At 60.5% G+C, this 26,352-nt stretch carries 24 protein-coding genes; 10 read left to right on the top strand and 14 right to left on the bottom strand.

The genetic code is table 11. The annotated features are described in order from the left end of the window. Positions 1 to 147 precede the first annotated feature (147 nt). From KJF94_RS22980 to KJF94_RS22960, 5 genes are all read left to right on the top strand, one after another. Positions 148 to 1,305, top strand: coding sequence for a D-alanyl-D-alanine carboxypeptidase family protein (locus KJF94_RS22980; protein ID WP_214379033.1), 1,158 nt, complete (start codon positions 148 to 150; stop codon positions 1,303 to 1,305). An 80-nt stretch (positions 1,306 to 1,385) separates the two neighbouring features. Further along, the gene (locus tag KJF94_RS22975) at positions 1,386 to 1,661 is read left to right on the top strand and encodes a DUF493 domain-containing protein (protein ID WP_131063093.1); all 276 of its coding nucleotides are present in this window, start codon (positions 1,386 to 1,388) and stop codon (positions 1,659 to 1,661) included. Next, positions 1,661 to 2,308, top strand: coding sequence for a lipoyl(octanoyl) transferase LipB (gene lipB / locus KJF94_RS22970; RefSeq protein WP_157712737.1), 648 nt, complete (start codon positions 1,661 to 1,663; stop codon positions 2,306 to 2,308). Before KJF94_RS22975 ends, lipB begins: the two co-directional genes overlap by 1 nt. A gap of 1 nt (position 2,309) precedes the next feature. After that, positions 2,310 to 3,332 (top strand): lipoyl synthase, encoded by a 1,023-nt coding sequence (lipA, locus tag KJF94_RS22965; protein ID WP_007946663.1) that lies wholly within the window; start codon positions 2,310 to 2,312, stop codon positions 3,330 to 3,332. 176 nt (positions 3,333 to 3,508) lie between these two features. Further along, positions 3,509 to 4,459: a S66 peptidase family protein gene (locus KJF94_RS22960; RefSeq protein ID WP_214379031.1), complete on the top strand. Its 951-nt coding sequence runs from the start codon at positions 3,509 to 3,511 to the stop codon at positions 4,457 to 4,459. Positions 4,460 to 4,551: 92 nt separating this feature from the next. Here KJF94_RS22960 and KJF94_RS22955 read toward each other — a convergent pair whose 3' ends face one another. From KJF94_RS22955 to leuS, 5 genes are all read right to left on the bottom strand, one after another. Continuing rightward, the gene (locus KJF94_RS22955; RefSeq protein WP_214379029.1) at positions 4,552 to 5,874 is read right to left on the bottom strand and encodes a lytic murein transglycosylase; all 1,323 of its coding nucleotides are present in this window, start codon (positions 5,872 to 5,874) and stop codon (positions 4,552 to 4,554) included. A 62-nt stretch (positions 5,875 to 5,936) separates the two neighbouring features. Continuing rightward, positions 5,937 to 6,101 (bottom strand): alternative ribosome rescue factor ArfA, encoded by a 165-nt coding sequence (gene arfA, locus KJF94_RS22950; RefSeq protein ID WP_214379027.1) that lies wholly within the window; start codon positions 6,099 to 6,101, stop codon positions 5,937 to 5,939. 252 nt (positions 6,102 to 6,353) lie between these two features. After that, positions 6,354 to 7,391 carry a DNA polymerase III subunit delta gene (holA, locus tag KJF94_RS22945; RefSeq protein WP_214379025.1) on the bottom strand — a complete coding sequence of 346 codons (1,038 nt, stop codon included), beginning with the start codon at positions 7,389 to 7,391 and terminating at the stop codon, positions 6,354 to 6,356. 39 nt (positions 7,392 to 7,430) lie between these two features. After that, positions 7,431 to 8,036, bottom strand: coding sequence for an LPS-assembly lipoprotein LptE (locus KJF94_RS22940; protein ID WP_214379023.1), 606 nt, complete (start codon positions 8,034 to 8,036; stop codon positions 7,431 to 7,433). Positions 8,037 to 8,121: 85 nt separating this feature from the next. Beyond that, complete coding sequence (gene leuS, locus KJF94_RS22935; protein WP_214379021.1) at positions 8,122 to 10,728, bottom strand: leucine--tRNA ligase; 2,607 nt, start codon at positions 10,726 to 10,728, stop codon at positions 8,122 to 8,124. Positions 10,729 to 11,007: 279 nt separating this feature from the next. Between leuS and KJF94_RS22930 the strand changes: the two genes are divergently transcribed. Next, the gene (locus tag KJF94_RS22930; RefSeq protein WP_214379019.1) at positions 11,008 to 11,328 is read left to right on the top strand and encodes a hypothetical protein; all 321 of its coding nucleotides are present in this window, start codon (positions 11,008 to 11,010) and stop codon (positions 11,326 to 11,328) included. A gap of 107 nt (positions 11,329 to 11,435) precedes the next feature. Then, on the top strand, positions 11,436 to 12,197 hold the full coding sequence (locus tag KJF94_RS22925; RefSeq protein WP_214379018.1) for a YdcF family protein: 762 nt from the start codon (positions 11,436 to 11,438) through the stop codon (positions 12,195 to 12,197). Positions 12,198 to 12,308: 111 nt separating this feature from the next. Here the strand turns inward: KJF94_RS22925 and lnt are convergent, their stop codons facing one another. The 5 genes from lnt to miaB form a co-directional block, all read right to left on the bottom strand. Beyond that, the gene (lnt, locus tag KJF94_RS22920) at positions 12,309 to 13,832 is read right to left on the bottom strand and encodes an apolipoprotein N-acyltransferase (protein WP_214379016.1); all 1,524 of its coding nucleotides are present in this window, start codon (positions 13,830 to 13,832) and stop codon (positions 12,309 to 12,311) included. 14 nt (positions 13,833 to 13,846) lie between these two features. Next, a complete protein-coding gene (locus tag KJF94_RS22915; protein ID WP_084319721.1) occupies positions 13,847 to 14,686 on the bottom strand; it encodes a CorC family transporter in 840 nt (279 codons plus the stop codon). Positions 14,687 to 14,691: 5 nt separating this feature from the next. Further along, positions 14,692 to 15,186, bottom strand: coding sequence for an rRNA maturation RNase YbeY (gene ybeY, locus KJF94_RS22910; RefSeq protein ID WP_214379014.1), 495 nt, complete (start codon positions 15,184 to 15,186; stop codon positions 14,692 to 14,694). Beyond that, on the bottom strand, positions 15,179 to 16,183 hold the full coding sequence (locus tag KJF94_RS22905; RefSeq protein ID WP_214379012.1) for a PhoH family protein: 1,005 nt from the start codon (positions 16,181 to 16,183) through the stop codon (positions 15,179 to 15,181). Before KJF94_RS22905 ends, ybeY begins: the two co-directional genes overlap by 8 nt. 208 nt (positions 16,184 to 16,391) lie before the next feature. Beyond that, positions 16,392 to 17,720, bottom strand: coding sequence for a tRNA (N6-isopentenyl adenosine(37)-C2)-methylthiotransferase MiaB (gene miaB, locus KJF94_RS22900; protein WP_031319146.1), 1,329 nt, complete (start codon positions 17,718 to 17,720; stop codon positions 16,392 to 16,394). 135 nt (positions 17,721 to 17,855) lie between these two features. On the opposite strand from miaB, the gene KJF94_RS22895 reads away from it, so the two are divergent. Next, positions 17,856 to 18,185 carry a DUF1820 family protein gene (locus KJF94_RS22895; protein WP_007894425.1) on the top strand — a complete coding sequence of 110 codons (330 nt, stop codon included), beginning with the start codon at positions 17,856 to 17,858 and terminating at the stop codon, positions 18,183 to 18,185. Between the two features lie 181 nt (positions 18,186 to 18,366). Here KJF94_RS22895 and KJF94_RS22890 read toward each other — a convergent pair whose 3' ends face one another. The 4 genes from KJF94_RS22890 to KJF94_RS22875 all read right to left on the bottom strand — a co-directional run bounded on the left by KJF94_RS22890 (position 18,367) and on the right by KJF94_RS22875 (position 21,884). Then, positions 18,367 to 18,921 carry a tetratricopeptide repeat protein gene (locus KJF94_RS22890; protein WP_214379010.1) on the bottom strand — a complete coding sequence of 185 codons (555 nt, stop codon included), beginning with the start codon at positions 18,919 to 18,921 and terminating at the stop codon, positions 18,367 to 18,369. A gap of 224 nt (positions 18,922 to 19,145) precedes the next feature. After that, the gene (gene hemL, locus KJF94_RS22885; protein ID WP_214379008.1) at positions 19,146 to 20,429 is read right to left on the bottom strand and encodes a glutamate-1-semialdehyde 2,1-aminomutase; all 1,284 of its coding nucleotides are present in this window, start codon (positions 20,427 to 20,429) and stop codon (positions 19,146 to 19,148) included. A gap of 15 nt (positions 20,430 to 20,444) precedes the next feature. After that, entirely contained in the window at positions 20,445 to 21,068 is a 624-nt protein-coding gene (thiE, locus tag KJF94_RS22880) for a thiamine phosphate synthase (protein ID WP_214379006.1), read from the bottom strand. An 18-nt stretch (positions 21,069 to 21,086) separates the two neighbouring features. After that, complete coding sequence (locus KJF94_RS22875) at positions 21,087 to 21,884, bottom strand: hydroxymethylpyrimidine/phosphomethylpyrimidine kinase (RefSeq protein ID WP_214379004.1); 798 nt, start codon at positions 21,882 to 21,884, stop codon at positions 21,087 to 21,089. Between the two features lie 313 nt (positions 21,885 to 22,197). On the opposite strand from KJF94_RS22875, the gene KJF94_RS22870 reads away from it, so the two are divergent. Both KJF94_RS22870 and KJF94_RS22865 read left to right on the top strand, forming a co-directional pair. Next, entirely contained in the window at positions 22,198 to 24,576 is a 2,379-nt protein-coding gene (locus KJF94_RS22870) for a hybrid sensor histidine kinase/response regulator (RefSeq protein ID WP_214379002.1), read from the top strand. Positions 24,577 to 24,649: 73 nt separating this feature from the next. Continuing rightward, positions 24,650 to 26,296 carry an acyl-CoA dehydrogenase family protein gene (locus KJF94_RS22865; RefSeq protein WP_214379000.1) on the top strand — a complete coding sequence of 549 codons (1,647 nt, stop codon included), beginning with the start codon at positions 24,650 to 24,652 and terminating at the stop codon, positions 26,294 to 26,296. Positions 26,297 to 26,352 lie beyond the last annotated feature (56 nt).

Below are 26,352 nucleotides of genomic sequence, written 5' to 3'. Positions count from 1 at the left end.
GGGGGGTGAACCTGGTTGTTGGCTCGTTGAAGAACAAAAGCCCGGCAAGGGTTCTGAGTGAACGACTGAACACGCGATGGCCCGTTAGAAGGCCATCTAGATTAGTTTTGCCTTCGGGCAGTTTCCATTAGCGATTTCGAGAGACGGATGAACATCACCACCTTTGCCAAACGCCTGTGCCTTCTAGTCCCGCTGCTCCTCTCGCCTGCCGCTTTCGCGGTCGAGATGATGCCGTCGCCGCCACAACTGGCCGCCAAAGCCTATGTGCTCATGGATGCCAGCAGCGGCAACGTGCTGGTCGAGAACAACGGTGACCAGCGTCTGCCGCCTGCCAGCCTGACCAAGCTGATGACCGCGTACATCGCGACCCTGGAAATCCGTCGTGGCCAGATCGGCGAAAACGATCCGGTGACCGTCAGCGAAAACGCCTGGCGTACCGGCGGTTCGCGGATGTTCATCAAGGTCGGCACGCAGGTGACGGTCAGCGACTTGCTGCACGGCATCATCATTCAGTCGGGCAACGACGCCAGTGTTGCGCTGTCCGAGCACATTGCCGGCAGCGAAGACGCTTTCGCCGACATGATGAACAAAACCGTGGCCGACCTGGGCATGACCAACAGCCACTTCATGAACCCGACCGGTCTGCCGAACCCTGAGCACTACTCGTCGGCTCACGACATGGCCGTGCTGGCTCGCGCGATCATCCACGAAGACCCGGCCCACTACGCGATCTACTCGCAGAAAGAGTTCTTCTGGAACGGCATCAAGCAACCTAACCGCAACCTGCTGCTGTGGCGCGACAAAACCGTCGACGGTCTGAAAACCGGCCACACCGACGAAGCCGGCTACTGCATGGTGTCTTCGGCCGTACGTGATGGCATGCGCCTGATCGCCGTGGTGTTCGGCACTAACAGCGAAGTGGCTCGTGCGTCTGAAACCCAGAAGCTGCTGACCTACGGTTTCCGTTTCTTTGAAACCCAGACCTTCTATCAGAAAGGCGCCGAGCTGGCTCAGGCCCCTGTGTGGAAAGGCAGCACCAATCAAGTCAAGGCCGGCCTGGCTGAAGACCTGACCATGACCCTGCCAAAAGGCCAGCTGAAAAAGCTCGCCGCCAGCATGACCATGAACCCGCAACTGGTTGCGCCAATCGCCAAGGGCGACGTGATCGGTAAAGTCGAAGTGAAACTGGACGACAAGGTGGTGCACAGCGCTGACCTGATCGCCCTGGACGCGGTCGACGAGGGTGGTATCTTCCGTCGCATGTGGGATAGCATCCGTCTATTCTTCTACGGCTTGTTCAACTGAATTAGTGTGGACTCTCATGGCCCCGCTCCAATCCGGAGCGGGGCCATGTCCGTTGCCACGGCTTACGAGGCCGTTACGCCATGACAGACACCGAAGTAAAGGCGCCAAAGATCGAATTCCCCTGCGCGGATTACCCGATCAAGGTGATCGGCGACACCGGCGTGGGTTTCAAGGACAAGATCATCGAGATCCTTGAGAAACACGCGACCGTTGACCATAAGACCCTGGCCGAGCGCCAGAGTACCAACGGCAAGTACACGACCATCCAGCTGCACATCATCGCCACCGGTCAAGAACAGCTGTACGACATCAACAGCGAGTTGCGGGCTACCGGTTTCGTGCACATGGTGCTGTGATGTCTGGCACGCTGGGCTTTCGCGAGCTCGGCCAGATGGCTTACGAGCCGGTCTGGCATGCCATGCAACGCTTCACCAACGAACGTGGCAGTGATGCCGCTGACGAGATCTGGCTGGTGGAACACCCGCCGGTGTTCACCCAGGGCCAGGCCGGCAAGGCCGAGCATTTGCTGCTGCCGGGCGATATTCCGGTGGTGCAGGTCGATCGCGGTGGTCAGGTGACTTATCACGGTCCCGGTCAGTTGGTGGCCTACCTGTTGCTGGATGTACGCAAGCTCGGTTTCGGCGTGCGTGACCTGGTTACCCGCATGGAACATTGCCTGATCGAGTTGCTGGCCAGTTACGGCGTCACTGCCGCGGCCAAGCCGGATGCGCCGGGTGTCTACGTCGACGGGGCGAAAATCGCTTCCCTGGGTTTGCGGATTCGCCACGGTTGTTCCTTTCATGGCCTGGCCCTGAACGTGGACATGGACCTGGAACCGTTTCGACGGATTAATCCCTGCGGCTACGCCGGGCTGGCGATGACCCAGCTGAGCGATCACGCAGGATCGATTGAATTTGCCGAGGTAAGTGCCCGGCTGCGCGCGCAGCTCGTCAAACACCTCGACTATGCTGAGCAGACGACCCTAACGGGCGGAATCGACTGATATGACTACTGATGCAGTGCAAACCATGATCCCGACGCTGGATGTCACCGAGCGTCCGGCCCCGCGTGCCAAGGTTGAAGCCGGCGTCAAGCTGCGCGGCGCCGAGAAGGTTGCACGCATCCCGGTGAAGATCATCCCGACCACCGAACTGCCGAAGAAACCCGACTGGATCCGCGTGCGCATCCCGGTTTCCCCGGAAGTCGACCGCATCAAGGCCCTGCTGCGCAAGCACAAGCTGCACAGCGTGTGCGAAGAAGCGTCCTGCCCGAACCTGGGCGAGTGCTTCTCCGGCGGCACCGCGACGTTCATGATCATGGGCGACATCTGCACCCGTCGTTGCCCGTTCTGCGACGTTGGCCACGGCCGTCCGAAACCACTGGACGTCAATGAGCCGGAAAGCCTGGCCATCGCCATTGCCGACCTGAAACTGAAATACGTGGTGATCACCTCGGTTGACCGCGACGACTTGCGTGACGGCGGTGCCCAGCACTTTGCCGATTGCATCCGCGAGATCCGCAAGCTGTCGCCGAACGTGCAGCTCGAAACCCTGGTCCCGGACTACCGTGGCCGCATGGATGTCGCACTGGAAATCACCGCTGCCGAGCCACCGGATGTGTTCAACCACAACCTGGAAACCGTGCCGCGCCTGTACAAGGCTGCGCGTCCGGGTTCGGACTACCAGTGGTCGCTGACCCTGCTGCAACGCTTCAAGCAGATGATGCCGCACATTCCGACCAAATCCGGCCTGATGCTGGGTCTGGGCGAGACTGACGAAGAAGTCATCGAAGTCATGAAGCGCATGCGTGAACACGACATCGACATGCTGACCCTGGGCCAGTACCTGCAACCGTCCCGCAGCCACTTGCCGGTGCAGCGTTTTGTGCACCCGGACACCTTCGCCTGGTTCGCCGAGGAAGGTTACAAAATGGGCTTCAAGAACGTCGCGTCCGGCCCGTTGGTACGTTCCTCGTACCACGCCGACGAGCAGGCGAAACTGGTTAAAGCCGAGCTGATGTCGTCCTGATCACACGGTGAGAAATACAAAATGCCCGCACGGCTTTCCGGCCTTGCGGGCATTTTTTCGCCTTGCCTACGGCGATCACCGTTTTTTCCTGCAACCTGCGGGGCAACGGACCCTCTTCTGTTTGTCCCCGTTCCTGACTACTGTGTGCTGAAGATTTCGCGCAGGGAGATTCATGGATGACCGTTCGACCGACCCACACACTGTTTCCACATACGCCGGTGCCGGCCTTGCCCCGGGAAGGGATGATCGGGGTGATCGCGCCTGCCGGTCCCGCTGCCCTGGATACCGACAAAGCCATTGCCTGGATGCGAGCTCGTGGTTACGCGCTGCGAATCTTTCCCGGTGTCTACGAGCAGGATGGCTACCTGGCCGGCAGCGACGATGTGCGCCTCAATGACCTGCACGCGGCGTTCGCCGACTGTGAAGTCGATGCAATCATTTGTCTGCGCGGCGGTTACGGCACACCGCGTTTGCTCGACCGCATCGATTTCGAGTTGCTGCAAAACAACGCCAAGCCGTTCATCGGCTACAGCGACATCACGGCGCTGCACCTGGCAATCAGCCGTTATGCGGGGTTCGTGACCTTTCATGGTCCGTTGCTCAATGCTGATCTGTTGGGTGACAAGCAAAAGCCTACCGAGGCCTCGTTTTTCAACATGCTCAGAGGGCAGGTGAAGGCGGGCAGTGTGTTGACGCACCCGGTGGCCTACCCGTTGACCACAATCGAGCCTGGTATCGCTCACGGGCGCTTGCTGGGAGGCAATCTGGCGATGATTGCCGCGACCATGGGCACGCCTTACGAAATGGATGCCGAGGGCGTCATTCTGTTTATCGAGGACATTAACGAGCCGTTGTATCGGATCGATCGGCTGCTGACTCAACTGCGTTTGGCTGGCACGCTGGGAAAATTGCGTGGGGTTCTTGTAGGGGACGTGGCCGGGGTTGATACGGTTGCGCTTGGACGATTGCTCAAGCAGACCTTTGAGCCATTGCGCATACCGGTGCTGTCGGGGTGGCGCAGCGGGCACTGCGATCCGAACCTGACGTTGCCGATGGGGGCGTTGGTGAGGCTGGATGCGGGGAGCAAGGAGTTGGTGCTGGAGCAGGATGTGGTGGTCAAGGCTTAGATGTTCATCGCCTGACAGTCCGCCTTCGCGGGCAAGCCCGCTCCCACAGGGATTGCGAATAACCTGTGGGGGCGGGCTTGCCCGCGATGCTTTTAGCGGTTACGCAGGCCTTCGAGCAACTTGTGCGTCGGATACCCATCCGCCGGCCAGCCAAACGACTGCTGTGCACTGCGGATCGCCTTGCGGGTGTTGGCGCCGATGATGCCGTCGGCGGTGCCTGCATCGTATTTCTGGGCGCTGAGCAGATTTTGCAGCTCGATCCGCTCGGTGCGGCTCAGCGGCAAATCATCCTTGGGCCATGTGCCGTTGATCAGGCCCGCGCCGTTGAAGCGCTCGGACAACAAACTGACCGCCAGCGCGTAGGACGAGGAGTTGTTGTACTTGAGGATCGCGCGAAAGTTGTCGAGCACAAGGAACGCCGGGCCGCGATAACCCGCCGGCAGCAACAGCGCTGCGGACAGGTGTTCGGAGCCCGCTGGAACCTGTCCGCCGTTAGGCAGCGTCACGCCCAGTTGCCGCCATTCGGCGACACTCTTGCGGATCGTGCCATCGGCCAGCAGGTAGTTGAAGCTGCCCGGTAGCTGAACTTCAAAGCCCCACGGCTGACCTTTTTGCCAACCAGAGCTTTGCAGGTAGTGCGCGGTCGAGGCCAGGGCGTCGGCGGAGCTGCCCCAGATGTCGCGGCGACCGTCGCCATCGAAATCCACGGCATGGGTGTTGTACGTGGTCGGGATGAACTGGGTCTGGCCCATGGCGCCGGCCCAGGAACCGAGCATCTGCTCCGGCTCGATATCGCCCTGCTGCAGGATCTGCAGGGCCGCGATCAATTGCGCATGGGCAAAGCCTGGGCGTCGGCCTTCATAGGCCAGGGTCGCCAGGGAGTTGATCACCGATTTGCTACCCTGGAACTGACCGAAGTTACTTTCCATGCCCCACACCGCGACGAGTGCCTGACGATCAACGCCGTAACGCTGCTCGATGCTTTGCAGGATGTCCGCGTGCTGGTTGACCAGCGCCTGGCCTTTGCGCACACGCAGCGGCGACAGGGCGCCGTCGAGGTATTCCCACACCGGGCGGGAAAATTCAGGCTGGCTGCGGTCGGCACGAATCACGCTGGTGTCCAGGCTGACATTGGCGAAGGCGCGATCAAACAGGTCGGCGCGGATGCCGGCGGCCAGCGCATCCTTGCGGAAACCCGCCTGCCATTCGGCGAAGGTTTGGGTCGGCTGGATATCGAGGTTCTCACCGGTTGGCACCACGGGCGGAATCACCGCTGGGGCTGTCGCGACGGGAAGGGTCTGAAGCGGTTGGGCGTCGGCGGCGGTCGGTTTTTCCGCGCAGGCGACAAGCAGAACGAGGCTGGAGGCAGCGATCAATTGGCGCAGTTGCCAACGACGGGAAATACAAAAGGGCATGCACGGGTCCAGGGAATACGAATCAGGTGCAGACCTTAACATGTTGAGCGCTGGCTTGCCTTTCAGGCCGCCAGAAAGTAAGAAGCCTCCCAGTTGTCAGACTGGAAGGCTTCGCGGCGGTAGCTGCCTTTGCCCTTGCCGGCTCGTTCCTGACGGCTGCGGAACAGTGGCTGGGCGATGATGGATTTGGCCCTGTTGTGGCCATTTTTAGATGGCTTTTTGCTCATGATGATTTCTCGCAAGTGAGTGGTTTTTGCGGGGGAAATCATCTGCCGAAGTTGGGGTTCTGTCTAGCCCCGCAATATGTGGGAAAAGTCGACCTGTGGCGAGGGAGCTTGCTCCCGCTCGGCTGCGCAGCAGTCGTAAAACTGTTGAACGCGGATTATCGATAAAACGCGGTGAATGGTTGGGGGTTGCTTCGCAACCCAACGGGAGCAAGCTCCCTCGCCACAGAGGATGGTGCTGGCCGAGAAAACAGGTTACTCGGCAGGCAATGTCAGCCGCTGCCCGGCCATCAACAACGACAACCGACTCAAACTCATCCACGGCGAACCCGCAGCCTGCCCCTTGATCTGTGCGTCAATACGCTGCGCTTCCAGCAACAGCTGTGCCCAGCGTTGCGCCGAGTAGCGTTGCAAGGCTTTGCTCATCAGCGGTTTGCGTTTGTCCCAGACCGGCGGTCGGGCGGAGCTGAAGGCTTTGTCCAGCGGCACGCCCTGACTGTATTGCAGGGAAATATTGGCCAGCAGACGCAGTTCACGGGCAAGAGCCCAGAGAATCACCGGTGGTTCGACCCCTTCACCGCGTAAGCCCTCGAGCATGCGCAAGGCATGTGCAGCTTCGCCGTTGAGAATCGCATCGGTCAGCCCGAAGACATCGAAGCGCGCACTGTCGGCCACGGCCGCTTGCACGGTCTCGACGGTGATCTGACCGCCTTCGGCCATCAGCTTGAGCTTTTCGATTTCCTGGGCAGCAGCCAGCAGGTTGCCTTCGACGCGCGCGGCGATCAGCTCGACGGCGTCCTGGCTGGCGGAGAGCCCGGCCTGAGACAAGCGTTGGCGGATCCAGCTCGGCAACTGGTTGGCATCCACCGGCCAGATTTGCACGAACTGAGTGTGCTGGCCTTCGACCAGCGCCTTGCCCCACTTGGTTTTCTGCGCGCTGCCGTCGAGTTTCGGCAGGCTGATCAGCAAAATGGTGTCTTCAGCCGGTCGCGAGCAGTACTCGATGAACGCGGCCGCCCCTTTGTCACCGGGTTTGCCGGATGGCAGACGCAGTTCCAGCAGGCGTTTTTCAGCGAACAACGACATGCTTGCGCCGGCTTGCAGCAACGTTCCCCAGTCGAAACTGGCGTCGGCGGCGAACACCTGGCGTTCGTCGAAGCCCTGTTGGCGAGCGGCTGCACGAATGGCGTCAGCGGCTTCCTGGCAGAGCAACGGGTCATCGCCACTGATGACGTAAACCGGCGCGAGAGCACCTTGCAAGTGTTTGGCGAGTTGGGCGGGTGCGAGCTTCATAAGAGAGGGCGAACGGGGCGCCTGAGCGCCCCGTAAGTCTTACTGCTGCGGGATTTCGATAGGCGACTGACGCGGCGTTTCCGCTTCAGCCTTCTGCGCGGCTTCCAGTGCCGCAGCTTCAGCCTTGGCCTTGGCCTCGGCGGTCTGTTGCAGCTGATCCAGCTGGGCCGGCGACAGTTGCTGCAAGCGCAGCATCATGCGTTGTACCAGTTCGCGACGGATCTCCTTGCGAGCATCGGTGGCTTCCTGATCGGAACCCACCAGGTTGTTGCCGTCGTGGATAAAGACTTTCTGCACTTCGAGCTTGTCGCTCAGCAGCGGCAGGTCGTGCTCACCACGGATGTCATAGTTGAGTACTGTAGTGACCTGGTACTCGCCAGTACGGCCGGCGCCTGCATAGCTGAGGATGCGCTGGCTTTCCTGCTCATCGGCCAGCACCAGTTTGTAAGGTGCGCCCGTGTGGATGTTGACGCCGCTGCTTTCCAGCAACTGACGCATCATGGTCACGGTTTCGCCATAGGAGTTGCGGGCACTCAGGTCGAGTTCCTTGAAGGCGAGTTCATAGGTGCCGGTGCCGCGCAGCTGGAAACCGCAGGCGCTCAACAGGACCGCAAGGCCCATCACCAGCAAATTGCGTTTGATCATCTTGTTGCTCCCCTTGAAACCATGTGGGCCGACTGCGGCCCGAAAGGTTTTACTCGGCACCAGGCTCACCTGGTGCCTGATCCAATTAGCTGGCGACGATATTGACCAGTTTCCCGGGCACTACGATCACTTTACGAATAGTCAGGCCGTCGACAAAGCGCAGCACGTTTTCGTTGATGCGGGCAGCGGCTTCGATTTCTTCACGGGTCGCGCTGGCCGGCATTTCGATCTGGCCGCGCAGCTTGCCGTTGACCTGGATGACCAGCGTCAGGCTGTCCTGCACCAGCGCGGTTTCGTCCACCACTGGCCAGCCGGCGTCGATCACCGGGTCTGCGTGACCCAGGTGATTCCACAGCTCGTGGCTGATGTGCGGGGTGATCGGTGCCAGCAGCAACGTCACGGCTTCCAGACCTTCGTGAACCAGAGCGCGATCCTGTTCGGTGCCTTGCGCGGCTTTTTCCAGCACATTCATCAGCGTCATCACCTGGGCGATGGCGGTGTTGAATTTGTGGTTCTGGCCGACGTCGTGGCTGGCCTGCTTGATGGCCAGGTGGATCGAACGGCGAATGGCTTTCTGCTCGTCGTTCAGGCTGGCGATGTTCAGTTTGCCCGGCAAGCCCTGAGTGACGTGGGCTTGAGCCAGACGCCAGACGCGCTTGAGGAAACGGTGCGAACCTTCTACTCCGGAGTCGGACCATTCCGCGCTCATGTCGGGTGGCGAGGCGAACATCATGAACAGGCGGCAGGTGTCTGCGCCGAACTGGTCAATCATCGACTGAGGGTCGACGCCGTTGTTCTTTGACTTGGCCATCTTCTCGGTGCCGCCGATTTCCACCGGCAGGCCGTCCGCGATCAGCTTGGCGCTGATGACCTTGGCCTTGCTGTCACGTTCGAGTTCGACGTCCGCCGGGTTGAACCAGGTGTAAGCACCGTTGGCTTCGCGACGATAGTAAGTCTCGGCGATCACCATGCCCTGGGTCAGCAGGTTCTTGAACGGCTCGTTGGAGCTCACCAGGCCTTCGTCACGCATCAGCTTGTGGAAGAAGCGCGCGTAGAGCAGGTGAAGAATTGCGTGTTCGATACCGCCGATGTACTGGTCCACCGGCAACCAGTGGTCGGCTGCCGATTTCTCGACCAGACCACCTTCATAGTGCGGCGAGGCGTAACGGGCGTAGTACCACGAGGACTCGACGAAGGTGTCCATGGTGTCGGTTTCACGCTTGGCCGGAGCGCCGCATTTCGGGCAACTGCACTCGTAGAACTCAGGCATGCGCGCCAGTGGCGAACCTGCGCCGTCCGGCACAACGTCTTCCGGCAACACGACTGGCAGCTGATCTTCCGGGACCGGCACATCACCGCAGGTGGTGCAGTGGATGATCGGAATCGGGCAGCCCCAGTAACGCTGGCGGCTGATGCCCCAATCGCGCAGACGGAACTGGGTGCGCGAGGCGCCGAGGTTCTTCTTGATGAGCGCGACTTCAATGGCGTCGAACGCACCTGCGAAGTCGAGACCGTCGAACTCGCCGGAGTTGATCAGCGTTCCGTGCTCGCCGTAGGCGTCCTGCCACGGCGCCGGGTTGGTGTCACCGGAGCTGGTGCGAACCACCGACTTGATCGGCAGGTTGTACTTGGTGGCGAATTCGAAATCACGCTCGTCGTGCGCCGGAACAGCCATGACCGCGCCATCGCCGTAGTGCATCAGCACATAGTTGGCGACCCACACCGGGAGTTTCTCACCGGTCAGCGGGTGTTCGACGAACAGCGAGGTTGGCAGGCCTTTTTTCTCTTGGGTGGCGACGTCGGCTTCGGCGACGCTGCCGCCCTTGCATTCAGCGATGAACGCCTGCAGCTCAGGGTTGTTCTGTGCGGCCAGGGTGGCCAGGTGGTGTTCGGCGGCCACGGCAACGTAGGTCGCACCCATCAGGGTGTCCGGACGGGTGGTGAAGACTTTCAGTGCACCGGTTTCGCCGATGGAGTCGACGTTGTACGGGAACTGCACTTCCATGCCGCGGGATTTGCCGATCCAGTTGCGCTGCATGGTCTTGACCTGTTCAGGCCAGCCGGTCAGCTCGTCGAGGCTCTCCAACAGTTCATCCGCGTAGGCGGTGATCTTGAAGTAGTACATCGGGATTTCGCGCTTTTCGATCAGCGCGCCGGAACGCCAGCCGCGACCGTCGATCACCTGTTCGTTCGCCAGGACGGTCTGGTCGACCGGGTCCCAGTTCACGGTGCCGCTTTTCTTGTAAATCACGCCTTTTTCGAACAGGCGAGTGAACAGCCATTGTTCCCAGCGGTAGTAATCCGGCTTGCAGGTGGTCACTTCGCGGGACCAGTCCACCGCCAGGCCCAGGCTGCGCAGCTGGGTTTTCATGTAGGCGATGTTTTCGTAGGTCCACTTGGCGGGCGCTACGTTGTTCTTCATCGCGGCGTTTTCCGCCGGCATGCCGAAGGCGTCCCAACCCATGGGTTGCAGGACGTTCTTGCCTTGCATGCGCTGATAGCGGGAGATCACGTCGCCGATGGTGTAGTTGCGCACGTGCCCCATGTGTAGCTTGCCGCTGGGGTAAGGGAACATCGACAGGCAATAGAAAGTCTCCTTGCCTGGCTGTTCACTGACTTCAAAGGACTTTTGCTCGTCCCAGAACGACTGGGCGGCGGCTTCGATTTCACGGGGCTGATATTGTTCGTGCATGGCTACTTTTGAACTGAATAGGGGTGGCCTAATCCTCTTCAATGCAACACTGGACGGTGATCACGCCAAATCGACGTTGCGGTGCCCAAGCGAGCTGGAAGTGGAGTTACAGGAAGCGCCGTAGCATACATGACCGCACTCTACCGAGGGAAACCCTGATTACTGCCGCGCGTCTTGCAGAAATGGCTGCGAGGGCCGTTTGTCGCGGCGTTCAGCCGGTTTGTTCATGGAAGCTAAGCTCTAAATGGGGAGCGAGTCTTATCTTCAATGAGGTGAGGGATGGTTGATTCACAGCAAAAAGTTACAAAACCGGAGCTGTACGAAAGACTGATCGATCGTCTGGGAATGGCCCTGGACGCGGCAAAAACAGCTGGCCGGTTGCGCGATGAACGTCCCCTGGAGCTGGAGTTGCGTGGCCTGAGCCCCGCAGAGTTTGCATTGGTCAAGGCGTATCTGGACCGCAGTGAACGTGAAACACACGGATGCTTGTCAGAAGCAGTGAAGCAACTAGACGCACCACGTTCGGCCAAGATCATCTGGCTCAAGGACAAAACACCGGGCAGGGACGCGGTAAAGGTCCGGTCTCTGCAATTCAAGTAAGGGCACTTATAGCCATGACGCATGGTTTTTTGAAGCATAGTCCTTCCGCATTTGTTGTCGCATTGCGTCAACCCACTTAGGCTTCGGGCATCTTCAGGAGATGCTCGATGCCTTTTCGTTACTTCGTAAAACAACTTCTGCTGCCGCCCGGCATTTTGTTGCTGTTGCTGGCGCTTGCCTGGTGGTTTCGTCGCTCAAGACCGCGGCTTGCGGGCGTGTGCTTTACGCTGGGCTTCGGCGGGTTCTGGCTGATGAGTTTGCCGGTGGTGGTGCAATGGAGCGCCAAGGCGCTGGAACGGGAGCCGGCGCTGGATCGCGCCGAATGGGCGACCCTGAGTCAGCGCGCTGATGCGATCGTTGTGCTGGGGTCCGGGCGCGAGCGAGGCGACCTGGCCTGGGGCGATGACCAGCCGACCGGTGTGGGTCTGGGGCGTCAGCGTTATGCAGCGAGACTGGCCAAAGTCTCCGGTTTGCCGATCCTCACCAGTGGCGGCCTGCATTTCGGCACGCCGCCCAGCGAAGCCAAATTGATGGCGGATTCGATGTTCGAAGACTCTGGCGTAACCGTGCGCTGGCAGGAAGGGCGGAGTCGTACAACCTGGGAAAATGCGCAGTTCAGTGCCGAGGTGTTGCTGCCACAAGGGATCAAGCGTGTTGTGGTCGTGACTCAGGCCTGGCACATGCCGCGGGCGGTCTGGAGTTTCCAGAAGGCGGGATTTGAGGTGGTGCCAGCGCCGGTGGGGTTTCTGGGCGTGGACAATGCCCGGCCATTGGGTGGCTGGATGCCTGAGTTCAAGTCGATCTGGCAGAGCGGGCAGTTGCTGAATGAAGCGGTGGGGCAGATCGGGTATTCGGTGTTCTATCGCTGATCCATTGTGGCGAGGGAGCTTGCTCCCGCTGGAGTGCGAAGCAGTCCCTTTTTTAGGGCCACTTCGTGCCCCAGCGGGAGCAAGCTCCCTCGCCACAAAAGCTCGTCAGTCTCAGACGGTCTTGGCCATCCGGTTGGCCACCAGCGCCCAGCCAAACAACAATACGCAGACAATGATCAGCGGCCACGAGCGCCATTGCAGGTAAGGCGTCAGGTTGCGCATCGGCACCACTTCGCCGTACAGGATGCCGCGTTCGAACTGCGGGATCTGCGTGGTGATCTGACCGAACGGGTTGATCAGGCCGGTCACGCCGTTGTTGGTGGCGCGGATCATCCAGCGGCCGGCCTCAAGCGCGCGCATCTGTGCCATCTGCAAGTGTTGCAACGGCCCGATGGAAGTGCCGAACCAGGTGTCGTTGCTGATGGTCAGCAACAGATCGCTGCGAGCTGCAAGGCTGGCGGCAAACTCCGGGTAAACCACTTCGTAGCAGATGTACGGGGCGATCTGATAGCCCTTGGCTTGCAGCATCGCCTGATCGGCGGGGCCACGGGCAAAGTCCGACATCGGCAGGTCGAAGAAGGCGATCAGGCCGCGCAGGACATCCTGCAATGGCACGTATTCGCCAAACGGCACCAGCTTCTGCTTGAGGTAAGTGCCGTCTCCTTCGCCGACGACAGTGATGCCGTTAAAGAAACGCTTTTCGTGACGGACGACTTCGCGGATGGGGACGCCGGTAATCATGGCCGAATCCCGCTCGGAAGCGAACTTGCCCATCATGTCCAGGTAGCCTTCGGCGGACTCCTTGAGCACCGGGATCGCGGTTTCCGGCCAGATCAGCAGGTCGACACGCTTGGAGCTGAAGCTCATGTCGCGGTACAGCGCCAGCTGCGCGTTGAGCTGCGCCGGGTCCCACTTCATGCTTTGTTCGATATTGCCCTGAATCGCCGCGACGCTAAGCGGTGCACCCGCCGGGCTGGTCCAGGCGTGGCCCTTGAGCGCGATGCCGGCGACCCAAGGGCCGACCAACAGCAGCACACCCGCCGCAATAAAGGCTTTGCGCCCCGTCTTGATCAGGCGCGAAGCGTTGTAGATCAGCGCGGCCGTCAGGGCCAGGGTGAAGGACACCAGCCACATCCCGCCCACGGGGGCGAGCCCGGCCAACGGGCCGTCTAGCTGGCTGTAACCGGAGTAAAGCCACGGAAAACCGGTGAGGAACCAGCCACGAAAGGCTTCCTGGCCTACCCACAGTGCTGCGAACGCCATGGCATCGGCCAGCGGTGCTTCGTTGCGACGCAACCAGCGCGCCCAGATCCAGGCGGGCAGGGCAAAGAACCAGGCAATCGCCGCGGTGAACAGCAGCATCAGGAAACCGGCGAGCAGTACCGAAGCGCCGCCAAAGTTGTGGATGCTGTAGTAGATCCAACTGGTGCCGGCGCCAAACAGGCCGAAACCGAAGCACCAGCCACGGCCGAGGGCCTGGCGGGGGCTCAGTTCGCGCAAACCGGCGTAAAAGAAGCCGACCGCCAGCAACGCCAACGGCCAGATATCGAACGGCGCCAGGGCCAGGGTGGTGATTGCACCGGCCGCCACGGCCAGCAGGTTACCGGGCCAGCCGGGGCGGGTCATACGACGCATTTCAATCCTTGGATTTAACGGGCGATAGGTGTCAGGCGCAGCAAGTGAATCCGACGGCTGTCGGCGTTCAGGATGCGGAAGCGATACGGGCCGATCTCGGTTATTTCGTTGCGTTTCGGCAGATGCCCGAATGCACTCATCACCAGGCCACCGACGGTATCGAACTCATCGTTGGAAAACTCGCTGTCGAAAAACTCGTTGAAGTTCTCGATCGGCGTCAGGGCCTTGACCAGGAAGTCACCGCTGGGCAGTGGCTTGATGTAGCTGTCTTCCTCGACGTCGTGCTCGTCTTCGATGTCGCCGACGATCTGTTCCAGAACGTCTTCGATGGTCACCAGACCCGCCACACCGCCGTATTCATCGATAACGATGGCCATGTGGTTGTGGTTGGCGCGGAACTCGCGCAGCAGCACATTCAGGCGCTTGGACTCGGGCACGAAGGTGGCCGGGCGCAGCAGGTCCTTGATGTTGAAGCTGTCGCCGTTCTCCCTGAGGATCAACGGCAGCAAGTCCTTGGCCAGCAACACGCCCATCACGTCATCGTGGCTTTCGCCGATGACCGGGTAACGGGAGTGGGCCGAGTCGACCACGGCAGGCAGGAACTCGCGGGGTGTCTGGGTCGCCTTGATGCTGATCATCTGCGAGCGCGGGACCATGATGTCCCGTACTTGCAGGTCCGCAACCTGGATGGCGCCTTCGACGATGGCCAGCGCTTCGCTGTCCAGCAACTTGTTTTGGTGTGCATCGCGCAGAAGCTCCAGCAGCTCCTGACGGTTCTTCGGCTCGTGGGCAAAAGCCTGGGTGAGTTTACCCAGCCATGACTTCTGCCCGTTGCTCGATCGATCTTCGCTCATAGCGATTACTCTGAATCCTTTGTTGTCACGATAGTGGATGTTTCGATTTCGTCGTCCGCGTACGGGTCGGGGTAGCCCAGTTCCGCAAGCAATGTGCGTTCCAACGCTTCCATTTCTTCGGCTTCGTCGTCATCTATATGGTCGTAACCCAGCAGATGCAAGCAGCCGTGAATGACCAGATGGGCCCAATGAGCCTTTGGTTCCTTGCCTTGTTCGGTGGCTTCACGCTCGACCACCGCCACGCAGATCACCAGATCGCCCAGCAGCGGGATATCGAGAAATTCGTCGGGCACATCGGCCGGAAACGACAGGACGTTGGTGGCGTAATCCTTCTGCCGCCAGGTGTGGTTCAGCTCGCGGGCCTCTTCTTCATCGACCAAACGGATGGTCATTTCCGAATCGGCGGTGCGCTGGCGCAGGGCCAGTTCGCACCATTGGCGGAACTCGGCTTCGCTGGGGGCGGGCGCTTCGGTAGCGAGTTGCAGATCAAGCTCAAGCATCGCGGCGACTGTCCTTTGGTGTTTCGTCTGCCACGCGATTCTCGAAGCGCTCGTAGGCTTCGACGATCCGCTGCACCAGTGGATGGCGCACAACGTCCTTGGGCATGAAATGGGTGAAGCTGATGCCCGGCACGTCTTTCAGCACTTCGATCACATGGTGCAGCCCTGATTTGGTGCCTTTCGGCAGGTCGACCTGGGTGATGTCACCGGTGATGACCGCTGTGGAGCCGAAGCCGATCCGGGTCAGGAACATTTTCATCTGCTCGACGGTGGTGTTCTGGCTTTCGTCGAGAATGATGAAGCTGTTGTTCAGCGTGCGACCGCGCATGTAGGCCAGCGGCGCAACTTCGATCACCTGGCGCTCGATAAGCTTGGCGACGTATTCGAAGCCGAGCATTTCGTAGAGTGCGTCGTAGAGCGGGCGCAGGTACGGGTCGATCTTTTGCGACAGGTCGCCGGGCAGAAAGCCGAGTTTTTCACCCGCTTCAACCGCCGGACGAACCAGCAGGATGCGGCGAATCTGCTCGCGCTCCAGCGCGTCTACCGCGCAGGCAACGGCCAGATAGGTCTTGCCGGTACCGGCCGGGCCGATGCCGAAATTGATGTCGTTACCGAGAATTTCCTTCACGTAGCGCAACTGATTCAAGCCGCGAGGGCGAATCATGCCTTTCTTTGTGCGCAGGGCCACGGAGGGTTCGGACGGCGAAACGTTGTCCAGCTCTTCGACGGCCGATTCCTGCAGGAACAGGTGAACCATGTCCGGCGACAGCTCGGTACCCTTGGTTTCCCGGTACAGGCGGCGCAGGAGGTTTTCCGCGGAGGTGGTGTGTTTGGGGTCGCCGATCAGCTCGAACTGGTTTCCGCGGTTGCGGATCTCGATGGTCAGGCGTTGCTCGATCAAGCGCAGGTGCTCGTCGAACATCCCGCACAGATTGGCGAAGCGGCGAGCCTCAAAGGGCTCGAGGATGAAACGATGTGGTTCTATGGGTGCGTTCAAGGTCGTATTTAGCCGCCCTGGGGCAATTAAGATGAAATCAAGGATAACGCCAGTAAGGCGGGTGCGAAAGCTCTTAAATAATCCAGCACCCGACACCGTCCCCTGTAGGAGCCGAGCTTGCTCGCGATGACGGTTTGGCATTCAGCATATGGGTTGCCTGACCTGGCCTCATCGCGAGCAAGCTCGGCTCCTACAGGGATGTGTGGTGTTACTGGATCAGCGAACCCCGCAGCGAGTGCGGCTGCGCGGCATCGATGTGCACATCGGCGAACTGGCCGATCAGGGTCGGATTGTCGCAGCGGAAGTTGACGATCCGGTTATTCTCGGTCCGGCCTTGCAGCTCGCCGGGGTCTTTTTTCGAGTAATCGGTGACCAGAATCCGCTGGATCGAACCGACCATTTGTCGGCTGATCTCGAAACCCTGCTGGTTCAGGCGATGTTGCAGGGCGTTCAGGCGTTCTTTTTTCAGCTCTTCCGGTGTTTCGTCGGCCAGATCGGCCGCCGGCGTGCCTGGGCGCTGGCTGTAGACAAACGAATAGGAGAAGTCGAAACCGACGTCTTCGATCAGCTTCATGGTTTGTTCGAAGTCTTTTTCGGTCTCGCCGGGGAAGCCGACGATAAAGTCCGAGCTGATGCAGATCCCCGGCACGGCCGCGCGCAGCTTGCGCAGTTTGGATTTGTATTCCAGCGCCGTATGGTTGCGCTTCATCGCCGAAAGAATGCGGTCCGAACCGGATTGCACCGGCAAGTGGAGGTGCTTCACCAGCTCCGGCACTTCGGCGTGAGCCTGGATCAGGCTGTCGGAGAATTCGAGCGGATGGGACGTGGTGTAGCGAATCCGATCGATGCCATCGACAGCCGCGACGACACGAATCAGTTCGGCCAGATCCGCCAGGCGACCGTCGTGGGTGGTGCCGCGATAGCCGTTGACGTTCTGGCCCAACAACGTCACTTCACGCACGCCGTTTTCAGCGAGGTGGATGATTTCGGCAATCACGTCATCGAACGGTCGGCTGACTTCTTCGCCGCGGGTGTAGGGCACCACACAGAACGTGCAGTACTTGCTGCAACCTTCCATGACCGACACGTAAGCGCTCGGGCCATCGATGCGCGGCTCTGGCAAATGGTCGAACTTTTCGATTTCCGGAAACGAGACGTCCACTTGCGGCAATTTGGTGGCGCGGGCGGCGTCGATCATTTCCGGCAAGCGGTGCAGTGTTTGCGGGCCGAAGACTACATCGACATACGGAGCGCGATCGCGGATGGCGGCGCCTTCCTGACTGGCGACGCAACCGCCGACGGCGATCACCATCTCCGGGTTCGCCAATTTCAGTTCGCGCCAGCGGCCGAGCTGGGAATACACCCGGTCCTGGGCGCGTTCGCGGATCGAACAGGTGTTGAGCAGGATCACGTCGGCGTCTTCAGCGCGAGCGGTGACTTCCAGGGCCTGATGTTCACCCAGCAGATCGACCATGCGCGAGCTGTCGTACTCGTTCATCTGGCAACCGTGGGTTTCGATGTAAAGCTTCTTGGCCATGGATACAGTCATCACGTGATTCAAAGAACCGCGCATTATAGGGAACATGTCCCCAGGTTCCTACCGCTGTGCGTCCGGTGGCTATGCTATAGTTCGCGCCCTCATTTTTATCCCCCGATGTGTTGCTCGCCCACCATGACCAAACGTGAAGCTCCAATCTACAAGGTGATTTTCCTCAACCAGGGCCAGGTGTACGAAATGTACGCCAAGCAGATCTATCAAAGTGATCTGTGGGGCTTCCTGGAAGTGGAAGAGTTCGTCTTTGGCGAGCGCACGCAAGTGGTCGTCGATCCGAGCGAAGAGAAGCTCAAGGCTCAGTTCGAAGGTGTCGTGCGCAGTTTTGTGCCGATGCATTCGATCGTGCGCATCGACGAAGTCGAGCGTCTTGGCACGCCGAAAATCAGCGAAGCCCGCGGCGCGGTCGGCAATGTCATGCCGTTTCCGATGCCGATGCCTGAGAAGTAAGCAGGAAGGTCTTTGAGATGAACTGGGCTTTTTGTGGCGAGGGAGCTTGCTCCCGCTGGGGCGCGAAGCGGCCCTAAACCCGGCAAGCACAGTTTTTCTGACTCACCGCATTGTCTGACTTTACGACTGCTTCGCAGCCGAGCGGGAGCAAGCTCCCTCGCCACAGGGGTCAGTGTTCAGGTCAGGGCAGTGGAGAAAAAGGCGTACGCCCATCGGCGCTCTGCAATTCCATCAGATACTTGCGGAAGATTTGCCCAAGCACCTGAGTCGCAACCTCAAGTTCTTCGCGAGGCATCTTCTCGGCGACTTCGTCCGCTGTATCCAGCGCCTCTTCCGCACCATTGACCGCCGCCATTTTCAGCACGATATACGCCTGAACGTTGTTGGCCGGTACGCCTTCGCCGTGGAAGAACATGGTGCCGAGTTTGAATTGCGCCTGGGCGTGGCCTTGCAGCGAGGCCTTTTCGAAGTAGGAGAGGGCCAGTTTGAGGTCGCGCGGGTTGTATTTGCCATCGTAGTAAAACTCACCCAACTCGTATTGCGCTTGCGCATCCCCTTCATCCGACGCTTTCTGGCAGGCGGCGAGCGCCTGTGCCAGGTCTTGCGGCTGGGTATTGAGGGTGCAGCGACCCATCGCTGGGATTAACAACGAGTTGCCGCCTGCTTGTGCGAGCGCGAGCAGGGGCTGAAGGAGCAACAGGCAGCCCAATGCAAGGGCGCGGCCGGTGCGGTTCATGGGAATCGACTTACCTCTGAGGGGCGCGCGGACCCATCGAGGGATCCAATAAGCGCGCATTATGAAATAAGCAGGGCCAACCTTACAAAGTCTTTACTCGTTTTTCTGCTGCGCGGGGAATATATCGCCCGGTTTACGGGGGATTATCGGCAGATGAATAAGAAAAGACGCTGGAATGTAGGTAAAAGCTGACGCTGGCAATCGACAACGTCAGCGGCACAGCGTTATTTCAGTGCGGCAAATGCGCGTTCGGCGGCATCCAGCGTCAGTTTCAACTCGGCTTCGCCGTGGGCAATCGAGGTGAAGCCGGCTTCGAATGCACTTGGCGCCAGGTACACGCCGCCTTCGAGCATCAGGTGGAAGAAGCGGCCGAACAGCTTCGCGTCGCTGGCCATCACATCATCAAACGTGACGATGTCGTCGGCGCCGCTGAAGTACAGGCCGAACATGCCGCCGGCCTGCGTGGTCACGAACGGAATGCCGGCGGCATCGGCGCGCTGTTGCAGGCCATCGAGCAGGCGGCTGGTGTAGTCGCTCAGTTCGGCGTGGAAGCCAGGGCGGCTGATCAGGCGCAAAGTCGTGAGACCGGCCGCCATCGCAAGCGGGTTACCCGACAAGGTGCCCGCCTGATAAACCGGGCCCAGTGGCGCGATGTGCGACATGATTTCGCGTTTGCCGCCGAAGCAGCCAACCGGCATGCCGCCACCGATGATCTTGCCAAATGTGGTCAGGTCTGGCGTAACGCCGTAATGCGCTTGAGCGCCGCCGAGGGCGACGCGGAAACCGGTCATCACTTCGTCGAAAATCAGCACCACGCCGTGCTTGTCGCACAAGGTCCGCAGGCCTTCGAGGAAGCCCGGCGCCGGCGGTACGCAGTTCATGTTGCCGGCCACCGGCTCGACGATGATGCAGGCCACGTCCTGGCCGACTTCGGCGAGCATGGTTTCCACGGCATCAATGTCGTTGAACGGCAGGGTCAGGGTGTGTTCGGCGAAGGACGCCGGTACACCGGCCGAGCTCGGCACGCCTTGGGTCAATGCGCCGGAACCTGCTTTGACCAGCAGGCTGTCGGAGTGACCGTGGTAGCAGCCTTCGAACTTGATGATGCTGTCGCGGCCGGTAAAACCACGGGCCAGGCGAATCGCGCTCATGGTCGCCTCGGTGCCGGAGCTGACCATGCGCACCATTTCCATCGACGGCACGATCGAGCAGACCAGGTCGGCCATCTCGGTTTCCATCGCGGTCGGAGCGCCATACGACAAACCGTGTACCAACTGTTTACGCACCGCGTCCAGCACGTCCGGATGGCTGTGGCCGAGGATCATCGGGCCCCAGGAACCGACGTAATCCACATAACGCTTGTCGTCTTCGTCGGTGACGTAGGCGCCTTCCGCGTGCTTGAAGAACAGCGGCGTACCGCCAACGCTCTTGAACGCGCGAACAGGCGAGTTCACGCCACCGGGAATGTGTTTCTGGGCATTGGCAAACAGGGTTTCGGAACGAGACATGATCGGGCTCTCAAATCAGATTTTCAGTAATTCGTTGAATGCGCGGGCGCGGCGGGTGACTTCAGCCGTGCTCTCGGCGCCAAACAGGCCGTGGACCACCGCCAGCAGATCGACGCCGTGGGCCACCAGTGGCGCGGCGTTTTCCAGGGTGATGCCGCCGATCGCGCAGATCGGCAGGTGCAGTTTGCTGCGGGCCTGATCGAGCAACTCAAGGCTGCAAGTCGGTGCGCCGGGTTTGGTGTTGGAGTTGAAGAAGCGGCCGAAGGCGACGTAACTGGCGCCTTCTTTGGCGGCTTGTTCAGCGAGTTCGAGTTGCGCGTGGCAGGTCGACCCGATGAGCGCCTGACGACCGAGCAGTGCCCGAACCGGCATCAGTGGGCCATCGGTCTGGCCCAGGTGCACGCCGACGTTCAGGCGTGCGGCCAGTTCGGCGTCGTCATTGATGATCAGCTGGGTCTTGTAGCGTTCGCACAGATCGCGCAGGGCTTCGGCCTCGCGCAGACGGCGGGCCTCGTCGCTGCTCTTGTCGCGGTATTGCAGCAGGGTGACGCCGCCTTCCAGCGCCGCCTCCACGTACGACAGGAATTTACCGGCCAGCAGCTGGCTATCGGTAATGGCGTAAAGGCCACGTAGTTTCATCGGACATGCCTCATGGCGTTACGAACAGAAATCCAGTGGCAGGCGGCGCGGCACGAACTGACCTTTGCCCAGCTGCTCTGCATCGCGCAGGGTGCGCCACGTGTAGTTAAGCGCGGTCTGCACGGCGCTGACGAGGTTTTCACCCTGAGCCAGACGACCGGCGAGGGCGCTGGCCAGTGTGCAACCGGAACCGTGGTAACTGCCGGGCAAGCGCTGGCAGGTGAAGGTTTCGCGGCGACCGTCGCGGCTGTACAGGCGATTGTGGATTTCGTCTTCATCGCCATGACCGCCGGTGATCAGCAGGTGTTTGACGTAGGGCAGGAGTTTTTCAGCGCACTCGTCCGCGGTGCCTTCTGGCAGTTCGGCGAGGATGCGGGCTTCGGGAAGGTTAGGGGTGGCGATGATGGCCAGGGGCAGCAGGCGTTCGCGCATGGCGTAGCCGACTTCATCCTTGCCCAGTCGTCCGCCACCGCCGGCGCGCAGCACCGGGTCGCAGACCATCGGCAAATGCGGGTGCGCCTGCAGCAGTTCGACGACGGTGTCGACCATTTCCAGGGAACCGAGCATGCCCAGTTTGACGGCAGCGACTTCGGAGTCGTTGAGCACGGCGTTGGCCTGGGCCAGCACCCACTCGCGGTCGAGCACGCGAAAGTCAGTGACGTTGACCGTGTCTTGCACGGTCAGGGCGGTGACGGCCGGGGCCGCATGACAACCCTGAGCAAGCAGGGCTTCGATATCTGCCTGCAAGCCGGCGCCACCACTTGGGTCGTGGCCGGAGAGACAGAGGACAACGGGGCGAGAGCTGTAGATATTCATGGTGCGCGAGCTTACCACCAAACATCGATTTTCGGGTGCAGTGCCCGCCAGGTCTGCCGATAGAGAGTCAGGGGCAGGCAATGCAACCGGCCGGGACTGTCACAATCTGACCGAGTCAACAGTTTTACCTCAATTTGCAAGCTGGAACGCCCGTTCTAGAGCCTTTGTAGGAAAAGTTTCAATGGTGTTCAATGGCCATCAACGGCTATGCTAGAGTGGATCCAAACCAATAACAGGTAATGCCGGTTTTACGTCTACTCAAAAGGAATGAGGGGCTTCCTTAGATAACCGGACAGGCCACGCTGGGGCTTAAATGCGCTATTTGCTGATGTTGCTGTTTTGCTTGCCCCTCATGGCGAGCGCAGTCGAGTTCGATGAATTCACTCAAAGCCTGCCCCTGGGCCGAACCCTGCAAGTGTTCGAAGATGCCAATGGTCAGGCAACCATCGATGATATCCGTGCGCAAGCGGCGGCCGGACACTTCAAGCCCCACGATAAGGCCACCCTCAACGCTGGTTACTCGCGTTCGGTGTTCTGGCTGAAAATCGACCTGAATTACCGCCCGACCCATCCCGCTGCGCAACGGACCTGGCTGCTGGAACTGGCCTATCCACCCCTCGATCACCTTGATCTGTACTTGCCCGATGCTGTCGGTGCCTATCGATTGGCCCGGCAGACCGGCGATGCCTTACCGTTCGACAGTCGCGAAATTCGCCAGAACAACTATTTGTTCGATCTGAACTTCACCCCGAATCAAACGCAAACCCTGTACCTGCGCCTGCAGAGCGAAGGGTCGATCCAGGCGCCAGTCACGTTGTGGTCAAGCACAGCATTCCTTGAAGAACAGCCGGTGCGGCTCTACGTGCTGGGCCTGATTTACGGCGTGTTGTTGGGGATGCTGGTCTACAACCTGTTCATCTACCTAAGCGTGCGCGACACCAGTTACCTCTATTACATCTTCTACATTGCCTCGTTCGGCCTGTATCAACTGTCGGTGAACGGCGCGGCCGTGCAGTATTTCTGGCCGAACAATCCCTGGTGGGCCAACGCTGCGACGCCATTCTTCATTGGTTGCGCGGGGTTGTTCGGCAGTCAGTTCGCCCGCAGTTTCCTGCAAACGGCGACCCTCAGTCGCTGGCTCGATCGTTTGCTGCTGGCGTTGATTGCGTTCGGCGCGGTGGTGGTCGGCTTGTCGCTGTTGACCAGTTACGCCCTGGCCCTGCGTCTGGCGACGGCCCTGGCGCTGACGTTCACCGTGGTGATTTTCGCTGCGGGGATCTACGCCTGGTTGCGCGGTCTGCGGGTGGCACGTTATTTCATCATCGCCTGGTCGGCGTTTCTGCTCGGCGGCATCATCAACACAATGATGGTGTTGGGTTACCTGCCGAACGTGTTCCTGACCATGTATTCCAGCCAGATCGGCTCGGCCATCGAAGTGGCGCTGTTGTCCCTGGCCCTGGCCGACCGCATCAACGCCATGCGTGAGCAACAGGCGCAGACCTTGTTCGATGCCGGTCAAAAGCTCGAAGTGCTCAACCAGCAACTGGCGCACAGTAACAAGCTCAAGGATGAATTCCTCGCCACACTGACCCACGAATTACGCACGCCCATGAACGGTGTGATCGGTTCGCTGGAGTTGATGCAAACCGTCGAGATGGACCCGGAGCTGGAGCAATACCAGCAAACGGCCGCCGGTTCGGCACGAGACATGATGCGCATGGTCAACGGCATCCTCACCCTGACCGAACTGCAGGCCGGCAAGCTCAAGGCTAATGCGACCACCTTCAGTTTGCGCAGCGTGGTCGATGCCCTGCGCGTGCAGTTCGAAGGCAATGCCTCGGGCAAGTCACTGGACTTCAAGGTTGACGTCACGCCAGGGCTTGCGGACCGGGTGCACGGCGACAACATCAAGTTGGCGCAATGCCTGGAATGCCTGCTGGACAACGCGATCAAGTTCACCCGGGTGGGCGGTGTGGCGTTGCGGGTCACGGGTAAACCCGTAGGCCCTGATCGGCTGGCACTGTCCTTTGCTGTGATCGACACCGGTATCGGCTTCACCGATCTGGGCGAGGCGACGCTGTACCAGCGCTTCTTCCAGCTCGACGGCTCGATGACCCGAGAATATGGCGGTCTGGGCGTTGGCCTGGCGATTTGTCGGCAACTGGTCGATTTGCTTGGCGGGCATCTGACTCACCGCTCCGAGCCCGGTCGCGGCAGTCGCTTCCAGCTCGACGTCGAGCTTGAGTTGCCCGTGGTAGAGCAAGTTTCAACGCCCATGATGACACGGCCGCGTCTGCGCCAGCCGCAGGATTGCACCGTGCTGCTGGTGGATGAAAACAGCATCAATCAGTTGGTGATGCGCGGCATGTTGCTCAAGCTCGGGTTCCGGGTACGAACGGCCGACAATGGTGTGGCTGCGCTGGATCTCTTGCAGCGTGAAACCGTCGACGCTGTGCTGATCGATGGTCAGTTGCCGTCGCTGGATGGCGTGTCAGTGTGCTGCCAGATCCGCGCCTTGCCGGGCTGCGAGCAATTGCCGGTGTTCATGATTGCCCTGAGCGCTGATCGGGAGCGTTGCCCGACCGGTGCCTTGATTGATCACCTGAGCAAACCGGTGAAGTTCGAAGACTTGCAGGCTGCGCTGTACCGTCGGGTGCTTAGTCCAAAACAAGGCGAAAGCGCCGACAGTTAGGCGGATATGCCACTTTGTTCGGCCTCGGGGCAGTGATTAACTGAATTCCTTGGCTGACCAAAGGAGCCCCGTCATGAACCTGCATCAGTTCGCCGAAACCCACGAAGTCACCAACCAGCCACCGTCGCTGGACGGCACCAACCTGTATCGCATCGATTTGCCGTTGCAAGAGTGGTCGCGGCGTTTCGGGGCCGGTTGGGCCGAATCGCGGATCGATGCTTATGGCGCACTGGCCGGCGGGCCGCTGATGGAAGCGGGGTTTCTGGCCAATCAGAACAAGCCGGTGTTCAGCAGTCACGACCGTTATGGTCATCGCATTGATCTGGTGGAATTTCACCCGGCGTATCACGAGCTGATGCGCACAGCGATCGAACACGGGCTGACCTCGCTGCCCTGGGCACATCCGCAATCCGGCGCCCACGTCGCCCGCGCCTCCATGACCTACCTGCACAGCCAGGCCGAAGCCGGCAGCGGTTGCCCGCTGACCATGACCTTCGCCAGCGTCCCGGCGATGCGCCTGCAACCGGACTTGGCTGAACAGTGGCTGCCGAAAATCCTCGCCACCGAATACGACCCGCGCAACGTCGGCATGGCGCACAAGGCCGGTGTCACCATCGGCATGGCCATGACCGAGAAACAGGGCGGCACCGATGTGCGGGCCAACGCCACCAAGGCGTATCCGGTCGGTGCCAGCGGTCCCGGTCAGGCCTACGAACTGGTGGGCCACAAGTGGTTCTGTTCTGCGCCGATGTGCGATGCCTTCCTCACACTGGCGCAGACCGACAAGGGTTTGACCTGTTTCCTGCTGCCGCGCCACCGCCCGGACGACACACGCAACCAGTTCTACATCCAGCGCCTGAAGAACAAACTCGGCAATTGCTCCAACGCGTCCAGCGAAGTCGAATTCCGCGGTGCACTGGCGTGGATGGTCGGTGAAGAAGGGCGCGGCGTTCCGACCATCATCGAAATGGTGGCCATGACCCGCTTCGATTGCATGGTCGGTTCCAGCTCGCTGATGCGCCAGGCGTTGACCCAGGCGAGCCATCACTGCGCTCACCGTAGGGTTGGCGGCAAGTTGCTCAGCGAACAACCGCTGATGCAGAACGTGCTGGCCGATCTCGCGCTGGAAAGCGAAGCGGCCCTGGCGTTGAGCCTGCGCATGGGCAAGGCGCTGGATCACCTGATTGATGAGCACGAAGCGAAATTCGCACGCCTGGTGACGGCGGTGGGCAAGTACTGGATCTGCAAACGCGCGCCCGCGATGATCAATGAGGCTGCCGAATGCATGGGCGGCGCGGGTTATGTCGAAGACAGCATCCTGCCGCGCTTGTACCGTGAAGCACCGGTCAATTCGACGTGGGAAGGATCCGGCAATGTGCAGTGCCTGGACGTGCTGCGGGCGCTGTCGAAAGAGCCAGGCGTGCTCGATGTGCTGTTCAGCGAGTTGGGCGATGGGCATGGCGATAAACGACTGGCCGCGCACATCAGCCAATTGCAGACGGCTTTCAAGGACACCAGCGACATTCAGTATCGTGCCCGTCAGCTCACCGAAGACATCGCCTTGGGGCTGCAGGCCAAGCTGTTGCTGGAGGCTGGCAACTCGGCGGTCAGCGATGCCTTCATTGCCAGCCGTCTCAATGGCGGCGGCCGAGTGTATGGCGCGTTGCCGCGCGGGCTGGATGTGGAGGCCATTATCGCCCGATCGACCCCGCCTCTGTAACCAACACAAAACCCTGTGGGAGCGGGCTTGCCCGCGATAGCGGCGGATCAGACGAC

Origin of the sequence: Pseudomonas hormoni (assembly GCF_018502625.1) — a bacterium.
Taxonomy (GTDB): domain Bacteria; phylum Pseudomonadota; class Gammaproteobacteria; order Pseudomonadales; family Pseudomonadaceae; genus Aquipseudomonas; species Aquipseudomonas hormoni.
Note: the sequence above shows the minus strand (reverse complement) of the source record. Positions and strands in the feature narration are given on the sequence as shown.

Bases quoted from the DNA above. Each gene is read 5' to 3' on its own strand.
- KJF94_RS22925 (WP_214379018.1), top strand. From the start codon at position 11,436: ATGCCTTTTCGTTACTTCGTAAAACAACTTCTGCTGCCGCCCGGCATT.
- lipB (WP_157712737.1), top strand. From the start codon at position 1,661: ATGTCTGGCACGCTGGGCTTTCGCGAGCTCGGCCAGATGGCTTACGAG.
- KJF94_RS22980 (WP_214379033.1), top strand. From the start codon at position 148: ATGAACATCACCACCTTTGCCAAACGCCTGTGCCTTCTAGTCCCGCTG.
- holA (WP_214379025.1), bottom strand. From the start codon at position 7,391: ATGAAGCTCGCACCCGCCCAACTCGCCAAACACTTGCAAGGTGCTCTC.
- hemL (WP_214379008.1), bottom strand. From the start codon at position 20,429: ATGTCTCGTTCCGAAACCCTGTTTGCCAATGCCCAGAAACACATTCCC.
- KJF94_RS22895 (WP_007894425.1), top strand. From the start codon at position 17,856: ATGACCAAACGTGAAGCTCCAATCTACAAGGTGATTTTCCTCAACCAG.
- KJF94_RS22915 (WP_084319721.1), bottom strand. From the start codon at position 14,686: ATGAGCGAAGATCGATCGAGCAACGGGCAGAAGTCATGGCTGGGTAAA.
- KJF94_RS22930 (WP_214379019.1), top strand. From the start codon at position 11,008: ATGGTTGATTCACAGCAAAAAGTTACAAAACCGGAGCTGTACGAAAGA.
- lipA (WP_007946663.1), top strand. From the start codon at position 2,310: ATGACTACTGATGCAGTGCAAACCATGATCCCGACGCTGGATGTCACC.
- KJF94_RS22960 (WP_214379031.1), top strand. From the start codon at position 3,509: ATGACCGTTCGACCGACCCACACACTGTTTCCACATACGCCGGTGCCG.
- KJF94_RS22865 (WP_214379000.1), top strand. From the start codon at position 24,650: ATGAACCTGCATCAGTTCGCCGAAACCCACGAAGTCACCAACCAGCCA.
- arfA (WP_214379027.1), bottom strand. From the start codon at position 6,101: ATGAGCAAAAAGCCATCTAAAAATGGCCACAACAGGGCCAAATCCATC.
- KJF94_RS22890 (WP_214379010.1), bottom strand. From the start codon at position 18,921: ATGAACCGCACCGGCCGCGCCCTTGCATTGGGCTGCCTGTTGCTCCTT.
- KJF94_RS22975 (WP_131063093.1), top strand. From the start codon at position 1,386: ATGACAGACACCGAAGTAAAGGCGCCAAAGATCGAATTCCCCTGCGCG.
- thiE (WP_214379006.1), bottom strand. From the start codon at position 21,068: ATGAAACTACGTGGCCTTTACGCCATTACCGATAGCCAGCTGCTGGCC.
- KJF94_RS22870 (WP_214379002.1), top strand. From the start codon at position 22,198: ATGCGCTATTTGCTGATGTTGCTGTTTTGCTTGCCCCTCATGGCGAGC.
- KJF94_RS22875 (WP_214379004.1), bottom strand. From the start codon at position 21,884: ATGAATATCTACAGCTCTCGCCCCGTTGTCCTCTGTCTCTCCGGCCAC.
- lnt (WP_214379016.1), bottom strand. From the start codon at position 13,832: ATGCGTCGTATGACCCGCCCCGGCTGGCCCGGTAACCTGCTGGCCGTG.
- KJF94_RS22955 (WP_214379029.1), bottom strand. From the start codon at position 5,874: ATGCCCTTTTGTATTTCCCGTCGTTGGCAACTGCGCCAATTGATCGCT.
- KJF94_RS22940 (WP_214379023.1), bottom strand. From the start codon at position 8,036: ATGATCAAACGCAATTTGCTGGTGATGGGCCTTGCGGTCCTGTTGAGC.
- miaB (WP_031319146.1), bottom strand. From the start codon at position 17,720: ATGGCCAAGAAGCTTTACATCGAAACCCACGGTTGCCAGATGAACGAG.
- leuS (WP_214379021.1), bottom strand. From the start codon at position 10,728: ATGCACGAACAATATCAGCCCCGTGAAATCGAAGCCGCCGCCCAGTCG.
- ybeY (WP_214379014.1), bottom strand. From the start codon at position 15,186: ATGCTTGAGCTTGATCTGCAACTCGCTACCGAAGCGCCCGCCCCCAGC.